At 57.1% G+C, this 14,992-nt stretch carries 16 protein-coding genes; 14 read left to right on the top strand and 2 right to left on the bottom strand.

Going from position 1 to position 14,992, the window contains the following annotated elements:
- The first annotated feature begins 299 nt into the window (after positions 1-299).
- Genes RAL90_RS11605 through RAL90_RS11560 form a run of 10 tightly spaced genes read left to right on the top strand, consistent with a single transcriptional unit; the run spans position 300 to position 8,604 of the window.
- Complete coding sequence (locus RAL90_RS11605) at positions 300-878, top strand: Na+/H+ antiporter subunit E (protein WP_306250780.1); 579 nt, start codon at positions 300-302, stop codon at positions 876-878.
- Positions 878-1,174: a monovalent cation/H+ antiporter complex subunit F gene (locus RAL90_RS11600; protein ID WP_372340474.1), complete on the top strand. Its 297-nt coding sequence runs from the start codon at positions 878-880 to the stop codon at positions 1,172-1,174. Before RAL90_RS11605 ends, RAL90_RS11600 begins: the two co-directional genes overlap by 1 nt.
- Positions 1,171-1,512 carry a monovalent cation/H(+) antiporter subunit G gene (gene mnhG / locus RAL90_RS11595; protein ID WP_306250774.1) on the top strand — a complete coding sequence of 114 codons (342 nt, stop codon included), beginning with the start codon at positions 1,171-1,173 and terminating at the stop codon, positions 1,510-1,512. Before RAL90_RS11600 ends, mnhG begins: the two co-directional genes overlap by 4 nt.
- Positions 1,512-2,159: a DUF4040 domain-containing protein gene (locus RAL90_RS11590; protein WP_306250772.1), complete on the top strand. Its 648-nt coding sequence runs from the start codon at positions 1,512-1,514 to the stop codon at positions 2,157-2,159. Before mnhG ends, RAL90_RS11590 begins: the two co-directional genes overlap by 1 nt.
- Positions 2,156-2,599 carry a Na(+)/H(+) antiporter subunit B gene (locus tag RAL90_RS11585; protein WP_306250770.1) on the top strand — a complete coding sequence of 148 codons (444 nt, stop codon included), beginning with the start codon at positions 2,156-2,158 and terminating at the stop codon, positions 2,597-2,599. The genes RAL90_RS11590 and RAL90_RS11585 overlap by 4 nt, the downstream gene beginning before the upstream one ends.
- A gap of 9 nt (positions 2,600-2,608) precedes the next feature.
- Positions 2,609-3,469 (top strand): sodium:proton antiporter, encoded by an 861-nt coding sequence (locus tag RAL90_RS11580; RefSeq protein ID WP_306250767.1) that lies wholly within the window; start codon positions 2,609-2,611, stop codon positions 3,467-3,469.
- The gene (locus RAL90_RS11575; RefSeq protein WP_306250764.1) at positions 3,469-4,992 is read left to right on the top strand and encodes a monovalent cation/H+ antiporter subunit D family protein; all 1,524 of its coding nucleotides are present in this window, start codon (positions 3,469-3,471) and stop codon (positions 4,990-4,992) included. The genes RAL90_RS11580 and RAL90_RS11575 overlap by 1 nt, the downstream gene beginning before the upstream one ends.
- Positions 4,992-6,485, top strand: coding sequence for a proton-conducting transporter membrane subunit (locus RAL90_RS11570; RefSeq protein ID WP_306250762.1), 1,494 nt, complete (start codon positions 4,992-4,994; stop codon positions 6,483-6,485). The genes RAL90_RS11575 and RAL90_RS11570 overlap by 1 nt, the downstream gene beginning before the upstream one ends.
- Positions 6,485-6,838 (top strand): hypothetical protein, encoded by a 354-nt coding sequence (locus tag RAL90_RS11565; RefSeq protein WP_306250760.1) that lies wholly within the window; start codon positions 6,485-6,487, stop codon positions 6,836-6,838. The genes RAL90_RS11570 and RAL90_RS11565 overlap by 1 nt, the downstream gene beginning before the upstream one ends.
- Positions 6,835-8,604 carry a Na(+)/H(+) antiporter subunit D gene (locus RAL90_RS11560; RefSeq protein ID WP_306250758.1) on the top strand — a complete coding sequence of 590 codons (1,770 nt, stop codon included), beginning with the start codon at positions 6,835-6,837 and terminating at the stop codon, positions 8,602-8,604. Before RAL90_RS11565 ends, RAL90_RS11560 begins: the two co-directional genes overlap by 4 nt.
- 104 nt (positions 8,605-8,708) lie before the next feature.
- On the opposite strand, the gene RAL90_RS11555 is transcribed toward RAL90_RS11560, so the two are convergent.
- Positions 8,709-9,362 (bottom strand): OmpW family protein, encoded by a 654-nt coding sequence (locus RAL90_RS11555; RefSeq protein ID WP_306250756.1) that lies wholly within the window; start codon positions 9,360-9,362, stop codon positions 8,709-8,711.
- 131 nt (positions 9,363-9,493) lie between these two features.
- Between RAL90_RS11555 and RAL90_RS11550 the strand changes: the two genes are divergently transcribed.
- Positions 9,494-10,225 (top strand): Crp/Fnr family transcriptional regulator, encoded by a 732-nt coding sequence (locus RAL90_RS11550; RefSeq protein WP_306250754.1) that lies wholly within the window; start codon positions 9,494-9,496, stop codon positions 10,223-10,225.
- Between the two features lie 152 nt (positions 10,226-10,377).
- A complete protein-coding gene (locus RAL90_RS11545) occupies positions 10,378-10,887 on the top strand; it encodes a helix-turn-helix domain-containing protein (protein ID WP_306250752.1) in 510 nt (169 codons plus the stop codon).
- A 1-nt stretch (position 10,888) separates the two neighbouring features.
- On the opposite strand, the gene RAL90_RS11540 is transcribed toward RAL90_RS11545, so the two are convergent.
- Positions 10,889-11,629, bottom strand: a complete 741-nt coding sequence (locus RAL90_RS11540) for an arylesterase (protein ID WP_306250750.1) — start codon at positions 11,627-11,629, stop codon at positions 10,889-10,891.
- Between the two features lie 84 nt (positions 11,630-11,713).
- Here RAL90_RS11540 and RAL90_RS11535 point away from each other — a divergent pair, with 84 nt between their 5' ends.
- Positions 11,714-12,430 (top strand): ABC transporter ATP-binding protein, encoded by a 717-nt coding sequence (locus RAL90_RS11535; RefSeq protein WP_306250748.1) that lies wholly within the window; start codon positions 11,714-11,716, stop codon positions 12,428-12,430.
- Positions 12,430-14,961 (top strand): ABC transporter permease, encoded by a 2,532-nt coding sequence (locus RAL90_RS11530; RefSeq protein WP_306250746.1) that lies wholly within the window; start codon positions 12,430-12,432, stop codon positions 14,959-14,961. The genes RAL90_RS11535 and RAL90_RS11530 overlap by 1 nt, the downstream gene beginning before the upstream one ends.
- The last annotated feature ends 31 nt before the right edge of the window (positions 14,962-14,992 follow it).

Here is a 14,992-nt window from a genome sequence, read left to right as displayed (position 1 = left end):
TGTCGACCCATTACCTCAAATTTTACCTGCCGTCCTAACCGGCCCTTAAGCACACTATGTCATAAGCATAGATGCTGGTTGTGGCCTTGCGTATTTTGGCTGCGACCGGCTTTTTTGTTTCTCCTGCGCTTGTTTGCGCGCTGCCCCCTTGCCAGATTCCTGAATAGCCCGCTAAGTACAGCTTAAGGGATTGATTTCGTCGTGAATTTTGTCATTTTCCACCAGTTCGCAAGGTGGGCTGACGCTCTACATGCCGAACAGGAAAAGACGTTGCAGTCGCAGGGGCATAACAGACAATAATGTTGCGCTACATCCTCAGAATAGCTGGAAGACACATCGCGCTCGCTATCGTGCTCGGCCTGTTGTGGTTGGCGCTGTCCGGTGAAGAGCACTGGGGCAATCCGACGCTGGCAGTCTTTGGCGCAGGCTCTGTCCTGTTATGTGTATGGCTCGCAGATCGCGCCGGGATGCTGGACAGGGAAGGCGTCCCGACCCGGATCTTCCCGGGCATTCTCAGTTATATGTTCTGGCTGACGCTGGAAATCGGCAAAGCGAATGTTGCGGTTGTCCGCCATGCCCTCAGCCCGAAGCTCTCTCTCAGCCCGGGCATGTTGCGGGTGCCGGCCTATCAAGCTAGTGATATGGGCAAGACCATCTTTGCGAATTCCATCACGCTCACCCCGGGCACCGTCACAGTTGATGTGTATGAAGGCAGTATTCTTGTTCATGCACTGACGGAAGAGTTGGCGGACGTAGACGGGATCACCTCAATGGGCGAGCGTGTCTGCGCACTGGATGTTCCGGAAGGGCGTGAATGGGCACGGCAGAAGCGGCTTGAAGCCATGCAGCCAGCGGCGCAAAGGCAGGACAACTCATGATGTTCATCGTTGCTGCTATTGCCATTGTTGTCGCAATGGTCCTCACCTTATTGCGTGCGATCCTGGGGCCGACGCTTTATGACCGGGTTCTGGCCGGGAACAGCTTCGGCACCAAAACCGTGCTGCTGCTGGGCTTGATGGGATATATGACGGGCCGCCCCGACTTTCTGGATATTGCACTGCTCTATGCGCTGATCAATTTTGCCGGCACGATCGCCATTCTCAAATTCTTCCGCTATCGCGACCTCTCTCCGACAATGCAGGATGTGCGCAAGCGCAATGAGGAGGGGGCATGATGGCCGCGGTGATCGACTTTCTCAGTTGGGCCCTGTTCCTGATTGGCGGGCTGTTTGTCTTCGCCGGCGCGCTTGGCCTTGTTCGGTTTCCTGACTTTTATACACGCATCCACGCGGGCGGCGTGACAGACACATTCGGCTCGGAGTTGATCCTGCTGGCCATGGCGTTGCAGTCAGATGATTTTACCACGATCATGAAGCTGTTTTTTATTGCCCTTTTTCTCTTGCTGACCAGCCCCGTTGCAACCCATGCGATTGCCCACTCTGCCTGGGTCGGCAAGCTCAACCCGCTGATCGGCAAAAATCTGCGCTACCCTGACAAAAGGGGGGATCTGTGATGGAATATCATACAGAGCCGACGCAGATTGTCTTTCTCAACGTCGCTATCCTGACATTGCTGCTGGTAACCGCGGTCACCATGGTGCGTGTGCGCCGTTTGTTTGCCGTGGTCATGCTGTCCGGTATTTACAGTCTTTTGTCTGCCCTGTTTTTCGTATCGCTGGACGCGGTTGACGTTGCCTTCACGGAAGCTGCTGTGGGTGCCGGCATTTCAACTGTCCTGATGTTGTCGGGCATGTTGCTGACTGCGCGGCGGGAAAAGCCTGTCGTCCCCGGTCATCGCCCACTGGCCCTGTTTGTCTGTGTCATTACGGGCGGTGTTCTGGTCTGGGCTTCAACTGATATGCCAGCCTTTGGCGATCCCGAAGCACCGGCCAATGCCCATGTGGGCAGACAATATATTGAACGCACACCATCAGATATTGAAGTACCAAATCTGGTGACAGCCGTGCTCGCCAGCTATCGGGGTTTTGATACGCTGGGCGAAGTGCTGGTGATTTTTACAGCCGGTGTGGGTGTGATGCTGTTGCTTGGCTCCGGCAGTATGCGTGGTGGTCGCAAAAGTGAAGACATTCCGCCGCAGCCTCAGGCTGAACTCGCGGCGGGCGAGGTGAAGCAACCACCCCGGGAAGGAGGCCCGTCATGATGGGCCATGTCGTCCTGCGGATCACGATCAAGATCCTCTTTGCCCCGATCATCCTGTTTGCGCTGTATGTGCAGTTTCACGGTGATTATGGTCCGGGCGGGGGCTTTCAGGCTGGTGTTATCTTCGCTGTGGCGTTCATCATGCACGCCCTTGGTTTCGGGATCGACAAGACGAAACAGGCTTTGCCCCCCAAAGTGCTGCCATCAATCATGGTGTCAGGGGTATTGTTATACGCCCTCACAGGTGTCTGGAGCGTGTTCTACGGAGGTAATTTTCTCGATTATGACCTGATCCAGCCGGAGTCACACCATCATGCCGGGCAGCATATCGGCATTATCCTGGTCGAGTTCGGTGTTGGCCTGGCCGTGGCTTCGACCATGCTGACTGTCTTTTATCATTTCGCGGGCCGCGAGCCGGAAATCGCGGATGAGGATTGGTAGGGGCTGGTGATGATCGAGTTTATCCTGGAGCGTTATAACTACCTGATCGTCATTACGCTGATGATGATAGGTCTGTATATTGTTTTCAGTCGGGGCAACCTGGTGAAGACGATCATCGGCCTCAATATCTTCCAGACATCCGTTTTCATTTTCTATATTACCGTTGGCAAGGTTGCGGGCGGTACCGCGCCAATTCTGCTTGGCGGCTATGGCGGCGGGCATGGCGATGGCCACGGAGATGATCATGGTAAAGGCAATGGCGCTGATTACGACAAGGCGCATGACACAGCCAACCACGGCGTAGTTGGTCAGGGCGCAGCCAGCCAGGGCCCAGCCAGCCAGGGCCAGGGCGATCATTCAGCCGCGAGCAGCGTTTATCCGGGCAACGACCTGGAGGCAGCTATTCGTTCCGCAGGAGATGAGGCGCAGGCAGCCGATAGCGCGTTGCGCAGTGTGCCGGCAGAATTTGCAGATGCCACCAATCAGTTGCAGGGGGAAGCAGGGCTGGCGGCTGGCGACACACTCAACCAGGCATCCACATCCCTGCACGATTTGCCCACGGATGTTGCTGATCATGCGGGTGATCACGCCAATACATTGCACCAGACCGGCGGCGCTCATGATGGTGATCCCCATGGGGCAGATTATGCCGGTGAGGCAGCAGCTTATGCTGGTGAAATTCTGTACTCGAACCCGCTGCCGCATGTCCTGATCCTGACGGCGATTGTTGTTGGTGTTGCAACAACAGCCGTGGGCCTTGCTCTGGCCGTGCGCATTCAGGAAGCCTATGGCACGATTGAAGAAGATGAGCTGGAAGCAGAAGATTACAAGGCTGAGTTTGGCCGTCCCATCACGGAGGAGGCGGCCTGATGAGTATAGCCCCCGGTCTTGAACATCTGCCAGCGTTGCCAGTCGTCATCCCGATGATTGCCGCGCCGATTGCGCTGTTGATGCGCCCCGGCACAACGCCTTGGCTCTGGGCCTCGCTTGTCAGCTGGGCCACGCTGATCTGCACCATTCTTCTGCTCGATCAGGTCTGGCATTCCGGCCCTATTGTCTATGAAATGGGGGGATGGGCCGCGCCGCTTGGGATTACCTATTATATCGACCTGGCCAATGCGCTTATCATGATGCTGGTTGCCGCCATGGCGTCGGTTGTCTTTCCGTATGCCCGCACATCTGTTGAAGCAGAAATTGACCGCCGCCAGATACCCGCTTTTTACACGGCGCTCCTGATCTGCATGACCGGACTGCTGGGTGTTGCCGGAACGGGTGACGCATTCAATGTCTTCGTCTTTCTGGAAATCTCGTCGCTCTCCACCTACGCGCTTGTCGCCATGGGCGCGCGCAAGGATCGCCGTGCCCTGACGGCTGCATTCAACTACCTGATCATGGGCACCATTGGCGCGACCTTTTATGTCATTGGTCTTGGGCTTTTATATCAGGCGACAGGCACGCTGAACCTGCTTGACCTTCATGACCGGCTGGCCAATCAGGATAATAAGGTGGTTGAAGCAGGCTTTGCCTTCATCATTACCGGGATTGGTCTGAAGCTGGCCATGGTGCCGTTGCATCTCTGGCTGCCAAATGCCTATTGCTATGCCCCGTCATCAATCTCGGCGTTTCTGGCTGCGACAGCGACCAAGGTGCAGCTCTATCTGATGTTGCGCTATGTGTTTTCGGTCTTCGGATTTGAATTCCCGTTTCTGGAAGTGGCCCTGAATGCGTTCCTCATTCTTGGTATCACCGGCATGTTCTATGCCTCGATCGTGGCTGTCTTCCGCGACAATGTGAAACAGATGCTGGCCTATTCCTCGATCGCCCAGATTGGTTATATGTTATTGGGTATATCCTTTGGCACCGTGGACGGCGTTGCCGCCTCCCTGATCCACATTTTCAATCATGCGCTGATGAAAGCTGCTCTGTTCATGGGGGTTGGGTGCGTCGTCCTGCGCCTTGGCTCCAGCCATTTCCATGCTTTCAGGGGACTGGCCAAGCGGATGCCCTGGACAGCCTGGGGGTTGATCCTTTCAGGTCTCAGTCTGGTTGGCGTGCCGCCGACGGTCGGGTTCATTTCTAAATTCCAGTTGATGGAAGCGGCCTTCGAGACCTCTACTTTTATAGATCCGTTGCTGGTCGTGCTGTTGATCGGTGCCAGCTCGTTGCTGGCGGCGGTCTATATCGGTCGCCTCATCTATACGATGGTTCTTGAACAGCCGCCGGAAGGGGCAGCCGCCATACCTGAAGCGCCGTACACGATGCGTGTTGCGCTATGGTTGATGGTGCTCGCGAATTTCTACTTCTTCTTCCACACCGATCTGACGGTTGATGTGGCGCATCAGGCAGCAGAATCCCTGATCTGCATGACGGCTGGCTGCGGGGGCGCATACTGATGTTGTCTCTCGTCTCCCATAACATGGCTGTCTATCTCGCATTGATTGTGCCTGTCTTCGGCTTGCTGGGTATCATGCTGGCGGACCGGCACCCGAATATCCGTGAGGGTGTGACCCTCATTACCGGCGTCATCACTTTCTACATGGCGCTGACAATTTTTGCTGCTGTAGGCGAGGGAGCACAGCCCGGCTTTGAATTTCTTGAGATCATGCCGGGCCTCAAGCTGTCGTTCCAGGTCGAGCCACTGGGGGCCATGTTCGGCCTCATTGCCTCCGGATTGTGGATCATCAATTCTCTTTATTCGATTGGCTATATGCGGGGCACGAACGAAAAGAGCCAGACCCGGTTCTATATGTGTTTCGCCATCGCAATCATGGCGGCGCTGGGCATCGCCTATGCGGCAAACCTGCTGACCTTCTTCCTGTTTTACGAAATTCTGACTCTCTCCACATTCCCGCTGGTGACGCACAAGGAGAATGCAGCAGCCCGCAAGGGCGGCTCGGTCTATCTGGGTATTTTGCTCGGCACGTCGATTGGTCTTCTGTTACCCGCCATCATCCTCACCTGGGTGCTGACCGGCACAACAGAGTTTTCCCTTGGTGGAATACTCAGCGAACGCCTCGACGCCAACTCGCCGGTGGTGATGGTCCTGCTGCTGCTTTATGCTTTCGGTATCGGCAAGGCGGCTTTGATGCCGATCCATCCGTGGCTGCCCAATGCCATGGTCGCACCAACACCTGTATCAGCATTTCTTCATGCTGTCGCCGTTGTGAAAGCCGGTGTGTTCGCTGTGCTGAAGGTCGCTGTATATGTCTTCGGGATAGATTTTCTGGCGGCCGGGACAGCCTCCGATGTTATCATGTGGCTGGCTGCTTTTTCCATCCTTGCGGCCTCTGCCATTGCCATGACGCAGGATAACCTGAAGGCGCGCCTCGCCTTCTCCACGGTCAGCCAGCTTTCCTATGTGACGCTTGGCGCCATGCTCGCGACGTCCATGGGCGTGATGGGGGGAGCCACACAGATTGCTGCCCATGCCCTTGGCAAAATGACGCTCTTCATGTGCGCCGGCGCGATCTATGTCTCGCTGCATAAATCCCTGATCTCGGATATGCGGGGCACCGGGTGGAAAATGCCGGTTACCTGGACGGTTTATATCGTCGGGGCCTGCTCGATCATTGGTCTGCCGCCTATGGCAGGTGCCTGGCCAAAATTCTTCCTGATGCTGAGTTCCGTGGAATCGCAACACCTGCTGCTGATCGGTGTCTTGATCCTGTCGAGCCTTATGAACATTGTTTACCTGCTGGCCCCGGCCGTGCGGGCCTTCATGGACCCGCCCCTTGGTGGCGGTGCAAAACCGCGCGAAGTTACCGAAGCACCGTTTTTCTGCCTGCTGCCACTGATCCTGACTGGCATTGGCACCGTGATCCTGTTCTTCCTAATGGGGCCACTGACAAATTACCTTGAACCGCTGATTGCCGGAGGGGTGCAATAATGGACCATCCTGAAATCCGTGAGGATGAAAAATCCGTTTGGGAAAAGCCGGGCACAATCCGTGTGATCTGGCTTTTACTGATTATCGGCTGTGTCTTGTTTGCCAGTGCGGGCTTCCTGCTCGCTGCACAGGGGCAACTCGTTTACAAACCGCATTTTGAGGACAAGACCGGTATTGCCGCCTTTTTTGGCAATATGGCGGACAACTTCCCGGCCTTTTACGCATTGGTCGGTTTTGTCAGTTTCTCCTTCATTGTCTTGGTTGGTCAGCATTTGCGCAAAATTCTGATGCGCCCGGAAGATTATTATGACTCGCCGGAGGCTGAAGGCGACGACAAGGAGATTGAAGCATGATCCCTTCCTTCCTGTCACCAGACATCAGCCCGGCTCTGATTACGATCATTGCCGGTATTGCCATCGCCTTCCTGCCGCAACTGTTCCGGAACGTGATTGGCCTTTGGGCTGTCATTCTCGGGCTGTTGCATCTGCTCAGCTATCAGGTGCCAGCCGTCGGGGAAGGCGCGCTTTTCGCCACATCCAGTTTCATGTCGCTGGACATGGTGGGTGTGCGAATCGACAAGCTCAGTTTTATCTTTGCGGTGATCTTCCATATCGCCGCGTTCATTAATGTCATCTATGGCTGGCAACACGCCACCCGGCTCGAAGCCTCCATGGGGCTCATCTATGCTGGGGCTGCTATTGGCGGGGCGCTGGCCGGTGACCTGCTTACGCTTTTTGTCTACTGGGAACTGGCGGCCCTTTCATCCGTGTTCATCGTCTGGGCCGGTGGTGGCCATGCCGCGTTCAAGGCCGGGATGCGCTATCTCGTGATCCAGGTATTGTCGGGCCTGTTTCTGCTGGCGGGCATTGCTGTGCATCTGGGGCAGGGCAATGACCTTGCGTTCAACGCCTTCACATGGCGGTTCGAGGATGGAGCGCTGAACCCGGTTGCCATCCTGATCCTTATCAGCTTCGGTATCAAGGCTGCCTTCCCGATCATGCATACCTGGCTGCAGGACAGCTACCCGAAGGCCAGCGCGGTCGGCGCTGTGATGCTCTCAGCCTTCACCACCAAGCTGGCGGTTTACACGCTGGCCCGTGGCTTTGCCGGGGTAGATATCCTGATCTGGATTGGCGCGACCATGACAGCTTTCCCCGTATTTTTCGCACTGATCGAAAACGACCTGCGCAAGGTGCTGGCCTATTCGCTCAATAACCAGGTCGGTTTCATGGTTTGCGCCATTGGCATTGGCACGCCGCTGGCGCTAAATGGCGCCGCCGCCCATGCCTTTGTGCATATTCTCTATAAGGCGCTATTGTTCATGAGCATGGGGGCCGTGCTCGTCCGTGTCGGGACAACCAAGGCGACAGAACTTGGTGGCCTGCACAAGTCGATGCCCTGGACGACCATTTTCTGCATCATCGGGGCCATGTCGATCTCGGCCTTCCCGCTGTTTTCCGGTTTCGTTGCCAAGTCGATGATCACGCTGGCCGCGTCCGAGGCGCACCTGCTGGTCGCTTATTTCATACTGCTTTTCGCCAGTGCTGGTGTGCTGGAACATTCCGGCATCAAGATCCCGTATTTTGCCTTCTTCGCCCATGACCAGTTTGCCCCATCTGTCACCGGCAAGGCGCGCCCGAAAGATGCGCCCGCACCGATGATGATCGCTATGGCGATCGCTGCCTTCTTGTGCGTGTTTATCGGGATACAGCCGCAATATCTGTTCGCCCTTTTACCGTTTGAAGCAAAATACACTGCCTACACGGCGGCTCATGTGGTCACGCAGATGCAGCTCCTGCTATTCGCCATTCTCGCTTTTGCACTGCTTGTGAAATACCGTCTGTATCCGGCGGAAATCCGTTCCTGGAATCTGGATGTGGACTGGTTCTGGCGTGTGCCTGGCCGCAAGCTGTTGATGTGGGGTATAGGTGTTGTTGCCTCGATCTGGCATACATTCTGGGGGGCAACAGTCAGTGTCACGCAGGCGATCATCCGTGGCATGTATGCGACCCACGGGCCCGAAGGGGCTTTGGCGCGGTCATGGCCGGTGGGCTTCATGGCTCTGTTTACGGCCATTGTTCTGGCCGTGATGCTGATCGTCACCTTCCTGACGAGCTGATTATTCTGACATTGGAAAAGCGGGAGCCCGTCTGCACACCTTGTCGAAAGGGGGGAGGTGAGATGTGCATGGGGCTCCCGTAAGCTATGGGTTCGGGGAGGGACTTAGAACCGATACCCAAGGCCAATACCGAAGACGACCGGGTTCAGATCGACATCAACCTTGTTGATGGCACCGCCACTGTTCAGGGTCGCGGTTGTTTCCATCTGGATGTATTTCACGTCGATATTGGCAGACCATTTCTCATTGAGCGGAATATCAAGCCCGGCCGCCAGGGCAATGCCGAAACTGTCGTCAAGATCAATATCCGTAGGGCCGACCGCGTTGGTCAGATTATCGGTGGCGTCTGCATCATAGAAAATGGTGTAGTTCAGACCCACGCCGACATAGGGCTGGAATTTTTCACCCGGTGCAAAACGATATTGCAGCGTCAGGGTTGGCGGCAGGGTTTTCACGTCGGCAATCTTGCCAAGTGGTGCCAGAATGCCTTCCCCGTGCAGATCATGCGGGCTGGTACCGAGGATCAATTCGGCACTCCAGTTTTCATTGAAAAAATACGTGAAATCGAGTTCTGGCACCCACGCATCGTCGATAGAAACAGAACCGCCCGCAAACATCGGCAGTACATCGCCAGAGCTTTCCTGCGGTGCCACGTTGATGGCGCGGGCCCGCACCAGCCAGTCGCCGTCGCCGGCAAAAGCGGGTTGAATCATGCTGCCAAGGGCAACGGTTGTCAGTAATGCAGTTCGGATCATCATGGTCAGTCCCCATTTCTTTGCTGTAACTGTCAGATTTCAGATAGGAAAAAGGGCCGGACCTTTTTTGATCTAGATCATCGAATCCGGAAGTTTCTCAGGCCACATTGTCCCCGTTGAAAGGGACAGGAATCATGAATCTGCCACTTCGCCCGAGAGATGCGAAAGAGGGTACCCGCGTCAGTCGCTCGCTTGGCTGCGCCTTGTGTTCTGTGCGCGAGCGGTCCGTCTGTACGGCGATGCACCAGAAGGACCTGCCAGAAGTCGAACAGCGCATGGCCCGCCGACATGCCCAGGCCGGTACGGCACTGATGACAGAAGGTGAGCCAAATGAGACGCTCTTTGTGTTGGTGAAAGGCAGCATCCGCCTCAGCAAGCAACTGGAGGATGGTCGGCGCCAGGTCACCGGTTTCCTGTTTCCGGGCGATATGCTCGGTATGCGCAAGACGCAAACGGCGGCCTACACGGCAGAAACCCTGGAAGACAGTTACCTATGCCGCTTCACCCATGGCTTTCTCGATCAGGCGGCGGAGCGCGCGCCCGCTGTTTCAGACAGACTTCTGCACCGCGCCCAGCATGAATATCACCGGGCGCAGGAACATATTGTCCTGTTGGGCAAGCGAATTGCCATCGAACGAGTTCAGTATTTCATCGAGATAGTGGATCGCGCCATCGGGCATGATGATCCGGCGCGCGGCCGGCTGGTACCGCTGCCAATGCCGCGTCAGGACATTGCAGATTATCTTGGCCTGCGGCTGGAAACGCTCAGCCGTACGCTTGGGCAGTTGCGCAAGCAGGGCCACCTGTTGCTGGTCAACAAGCATTTTCTGCTCCGTGCTGAAACCGGCAACGCCCCCCTGATCTGATTGCAGGATTGCCCCTTCCCACCATCGAATGTTCGTGATATGTTCTAATTGCTGGGATGGTGGACCAGAAACTTATGTGCCCCCCTCTGTCAGGCCTTATGGTCGGTCGCCCGATTGGATGAGGCCGCAACTGGCGGCGGGAGCGTTGCACAATGGAAAACCAGCCCGACTGGATGAAAACATATGACCAGATGCAGATATTGTGGCGGGATGCCTGTGCCGCCGTGGTCCGAGATATTGTGGCCGATGCGTTCGACATCGCGCCGGAGATGATCCACTCAAAGGCGCGCGGGCGGGAATATGTCGCCCGGGCACGCATGGTGGCAATGTATATGTTGCATACTACCTGCCGCATCTCCCAGAAACAGACGGGTCAGGCATTCGAGCGCAGCCGCAATGCGGTTTCTCATGCCTGTGCCAGGGTTGAGGACCTGCGCGATGATGAATATGCCGACATCATGCTGGATCTCATGGCCCGTCATATCAAGGCGCGCGTCGCAGAAATCGGTGTGCCGTCACTGCAGGCCGTGGCGGAGGAGCCGATCGAAGGACCGGCAGCCGACGTGCTGAAAGCACGCATCGTTGGCGGCGAAGACATGCAGGATCTGCCACTGATCAAAACCGCCAGCGGCAAACGCCTTCAGGTGGTGTTTCTGAAATGACTCAACACGGATCATGTTCCCCTTGCAGCGCCTCATGCAACCAGGGGCCGAGCGTGGAGACAATCACCGTTACGCCTTCTGGGGTCGGGTGGATGCCATCCTGCTGGTTCAGTGCCGGGTCACCGATGACACCGGCCAGAAAATTTTCCAGCAGAGGCACGCAATATGCCATGCTCAACTCATCGAAAACAGCATTGTATTCTGCGGCAAAAGTCGCCGTGGCGTTGCCAGGTGCGCGCAGGCCCGCAATGCCAACCCAGATCCCGCGGCTTGTTGCCTTGTCCAGCATCTCATCAAGGGCCGCTCTGGTCACAGCCGGGTCGATGCCGCGCAACAGATCATTGCCGCCAAGGGCTATCAGCACCCCATCCACCTCCGGCCCCACGGACCAGTCGAATCGTGCGGCAGCGTCCTGCATCCTGTCGCCGGAAACCCCGGCATTGATCACATCAATGTCCCCGCGTGCGCGTGTAGGGAATGTATCGAGCTTCGCATCGAGGCTCTGCGTCAGCAGGCGCGGATTGCTGAGACCAAAACCGGCGGTGATGCTGTCGCCCAACATCACAAGTCTGAAAGTGTCTGATTTTTCAGTGTCAGTTGACGCTTTGTCAGTGGTAACCCGTACGAATACTTCCATATCTTTTGAAGTATCGGGAGGGCGCGTCTCACCCGCAGTGACATCAGGGGCCGCCTCGCCACAAGCGGTGAGAAGCAGAAACAGAATTGAAAGTGAAAGCCGCATGAGATTGCCTGAGGGTAGAGCGCCGAAACTTTTTGCACGTTCGTGGCATATCCAGCCACGCAAGAACCATAAGAGGTCTGCAGCATGACGGCCAGTAAACTTCGTGTCATCCCGGCCTCTGCTGGCGAAACCGTTCTCCGGACCACCGACCTGCAACTGACATTGTCAGGCGCAGCGGGGTCTGTGGAAATCCTGCGGGGTATCAGCATCGACATGCGTCAGGGTGAAGTGGTGGCCGTGACCGGCCCGTCAGGGTCTGGCAAGTCATCCCTGCTGGCGGTAGCCGCCGGTCTGGAACCTGCTACCGGCGGCACAGTGGAGCTTTTAGGGCGTAACATTGGCGGGCTTAGTGAAAATGACCTGGCCCGGTTGCGCCGTGGCCGCATCGGGATCATCTTCCAGTCCTTTCACCTGCTGCCTAATCAGACAGCCCGGGAAAATGTTGCCGCTGCCATCGAACTGGCTGGCGAGAAAAATCCTGGCCGGGCGCGGGATCAGGCGATAGAGGCGTTGAACCGGGTGGGCCTGGGCGATCGCCTCGGCCATTTTCCGCGCCAGCTTTCCGGCGGGGAGCAGCAGCGTGTTGCAGTGGCGCGCGCAGCGGCCATCAAGCCTGACATTATCTTTGCTGATGAGCCAACAGGTAATCTCGACCAGCGCACAGGCGGCGGCGTCAAGGAGTTGTTGTTTGAGACAGCCCGCGCGCAGAATGCCGCGTTGATGCTCGTCACCCATGACCGGACTCTGGCCGGAGAATGCGACCGGATCATTGCGCTGGCAGATGGCAAGGTGGTGACCTGATGGATATCCGCTGGCCGCTGATCCTGTCTCTGGCCCTGTCGGATTTGCGCGGCGGTGCCAAAGGGCTAACGACCTTCATCACCTGTCTCGTGCTAGGCATCTTTGCGATTGCGGCCTCTGGTTCTGCCGCGAAAGCCTTCCAGACCGGCCTTGCCGGTGAGTCGCGCCTTTTATACGGCGGTGATATTCGTCTTTCCTTTGCCCAGCGTACCCTGCCAGCTGAAGCTGAGGCCTGGCTTCAGGCGCGCGGGCAAGTGACCCAAATGACTGTTGTGCGCCTGATGGGCGAAAGTGATGCAGCCCGCCGCCTCGTGGAACTGGTTTTCATTGAGGATAACTATCCCCTGCTGGGGGACATCAGCGTTGATCTGCCAGACGGCGCGACAGACTGGCGCAAAGCGCTTGAGAGAAAAAATAATCAGTGGGGGGCGCTGGCCTTTGATCGTGTCTTCAATGAATTATCAACACAGGCAGGTGACAGCCTGACCCTCCCGCAATCCGGCATCATGATAACCGGTCAGGCGACCAAGCTGCCGGACACATTGACCAGCGGCTTTGCCTTCGCCCCGCGTCTGATTGTCTCAGCGGAGGCCATGCCGGCGCTTGGTGTGCTGGGGGCGGGCTTCCGCTATCAGACAGAATATCGGGTGCTGTTGAATGATGGTGCGACCATGGACGCCTTTGTTGAGGACTTCAAAGCAGCGTGGCCGGATTATGCAACAGACGTGCAGACCAGAGAGCAGGGCGTCAACGGGTTGTCCGGTGTGATCGGTCAACTGGAATTGTTTCTGGGCTTCATCGGTCTGTCGGCCCTCATCGCGGGCGGGCTTGGTGTTTCTGCCGCAGCACGCGGTATCGTGGAAAGCCGTCAGAAATCCATCGCAACACTGAAAAGTCTGGGGGCGACAGGCGGCGAGGTGCAGGCGGTTCTGGCGGTTCAAATCGGCCTGATGGCCGTGATTGCAATTATTATCGGCCTTGTTGCCGGTGCCCTGACCCCTCTTGGCATTCTGGCACTTTATGGTGATCGTCTTCCATTTCCAGCTAATGCGGCAATTTTCCCCGAGCCATTGATATATGCAGCTCTTGCCGGCTTTGTCGCCGCCTTTGCGTTTGCCGCGATGCCCCTCGGGGCAGGCCGGGTGACACCGCCATCTTCCCTGTTTCGCGCCGGGCAAGGGGCAACACCTGCGCGCGAACGGGGGGGCGCCCTTGCCCTGTTTGTGCTGTTACTGATTATCGGGGCGCTTGCCAGTGATGTGCCGCAAATGGCTTTTGTGCTTGGGCTTGGGGCAGCGGTCAGCTTTTTCATTTTCTGGGGCCTTGGCAAGCTTGTGCAAATGGCGGCGCGCGCGCTTCGGCCACGTGTGGGTGGTTTTGCCGGGCAGGCCGTGGCCGGGCTGGCCGGTCTTGGCTCGCTCGCACCGCGCTCTGCCCCGGCACTGGGGCTTGGCGCAGCGCTGCTCTTTGCATTGGTGCAGATACAGTCGAACCTGATCTCTCAGATCAGGGATATTGCGCCGCAGAATGTGCCCTCCATGGTGCTGTTTCAGGTGCCCCTCGACAAGGTAGAGGCGGTGGATAGAGCGGTTGCAGAATCTGCTCCCGGCCTTTCGGCGGAGGATTACCGGCGCACACCGATGATTTCTGCTCGATTGATTTCGCGCAATGGCGCGCGCCTGAACCCGGATGACATGGAAGACAATCGCTGGTTTCTGGAGGACGGTCTTGACGTGACCTATGCGGCAACGCCGCGCGAGCCGGAGCGGCTTGTCGAGGGAGAGTGGTGGCCTGCTGACTATACCGGCGCGCTTCTGGTGTCGCTGGAAATCGAAGTCGCTCAGGAAGCAGGCATCGGCGTCGGTGATATACTCACCTTTGACATACTGGGCCGTCAGGTTGATGCCCGGGTGATCAATTTGCGCAGTGTGGACTGGGGCGGTTTTGGCGGCAATTTTGCCGTGATGTTTTCACCCGGCACGCTGGAAGCCGCAAATCCGAACAGCATTGTACTCATGCGCCTGTCTCCCGCTCAGGATGATCTTGTGGCAGCGGCTGTAGCAAGGATTGATCCCGGCATTACAATCTTCCGTGTGCGGGAGGCGCTGGATGCAGCCGCGCGCATCTTTGGCCAGTTGACCGTTGCCATTCGGGTTATTGCGCTGGTCGCCCTTTTTTCCGGCATAGCGGCCTGCTTTGCGGCACTCACCGCCGGGATGCGCGCCCGCATTTATGAAGGTGCCATCCAGCGTGCCCTCGGCGCAGATCAAGGTCAGCTTGTCGCTGCAACAAGTCTCGAAATTGCCTTGACGGCGCTGGTGGCTGTTATTGCCGGTGGCCTGATTGGCCTCTTTGCCGCCTGGTATCTTGTTGTACAGGTTTTTGAAGCGACCTGGGTTGTGGCGTGGGCGGAACTTTTAACCGTGCTTGGTATCACAGGCGTGCTGGGCGCCATCGCCGGCACGGTCATGGCGTGGATTGCGACCAGCCGGTCACCGCACAGTATTCTGACAGCCGGTGAGCTGAGATAACGGGCAACGAAAAAAAAACCTCACCCTGCCT

The organism is Parvularcula sp. IMCC14364 (assembly GCF_030758415.1).
In the GTDB taxonomy this organism is placed as follows: domain Bacteria; phylum Pseudomonadota; class Alphaproteobacteria; order Caulobacterales; family Parvularculaceae; genus Aquisalinus.
The sequence above is the reverse complement of the archived record's forward strand: the minus strand, read 5'-3'. Positions and strand labels throughout refer to the sequence as shown.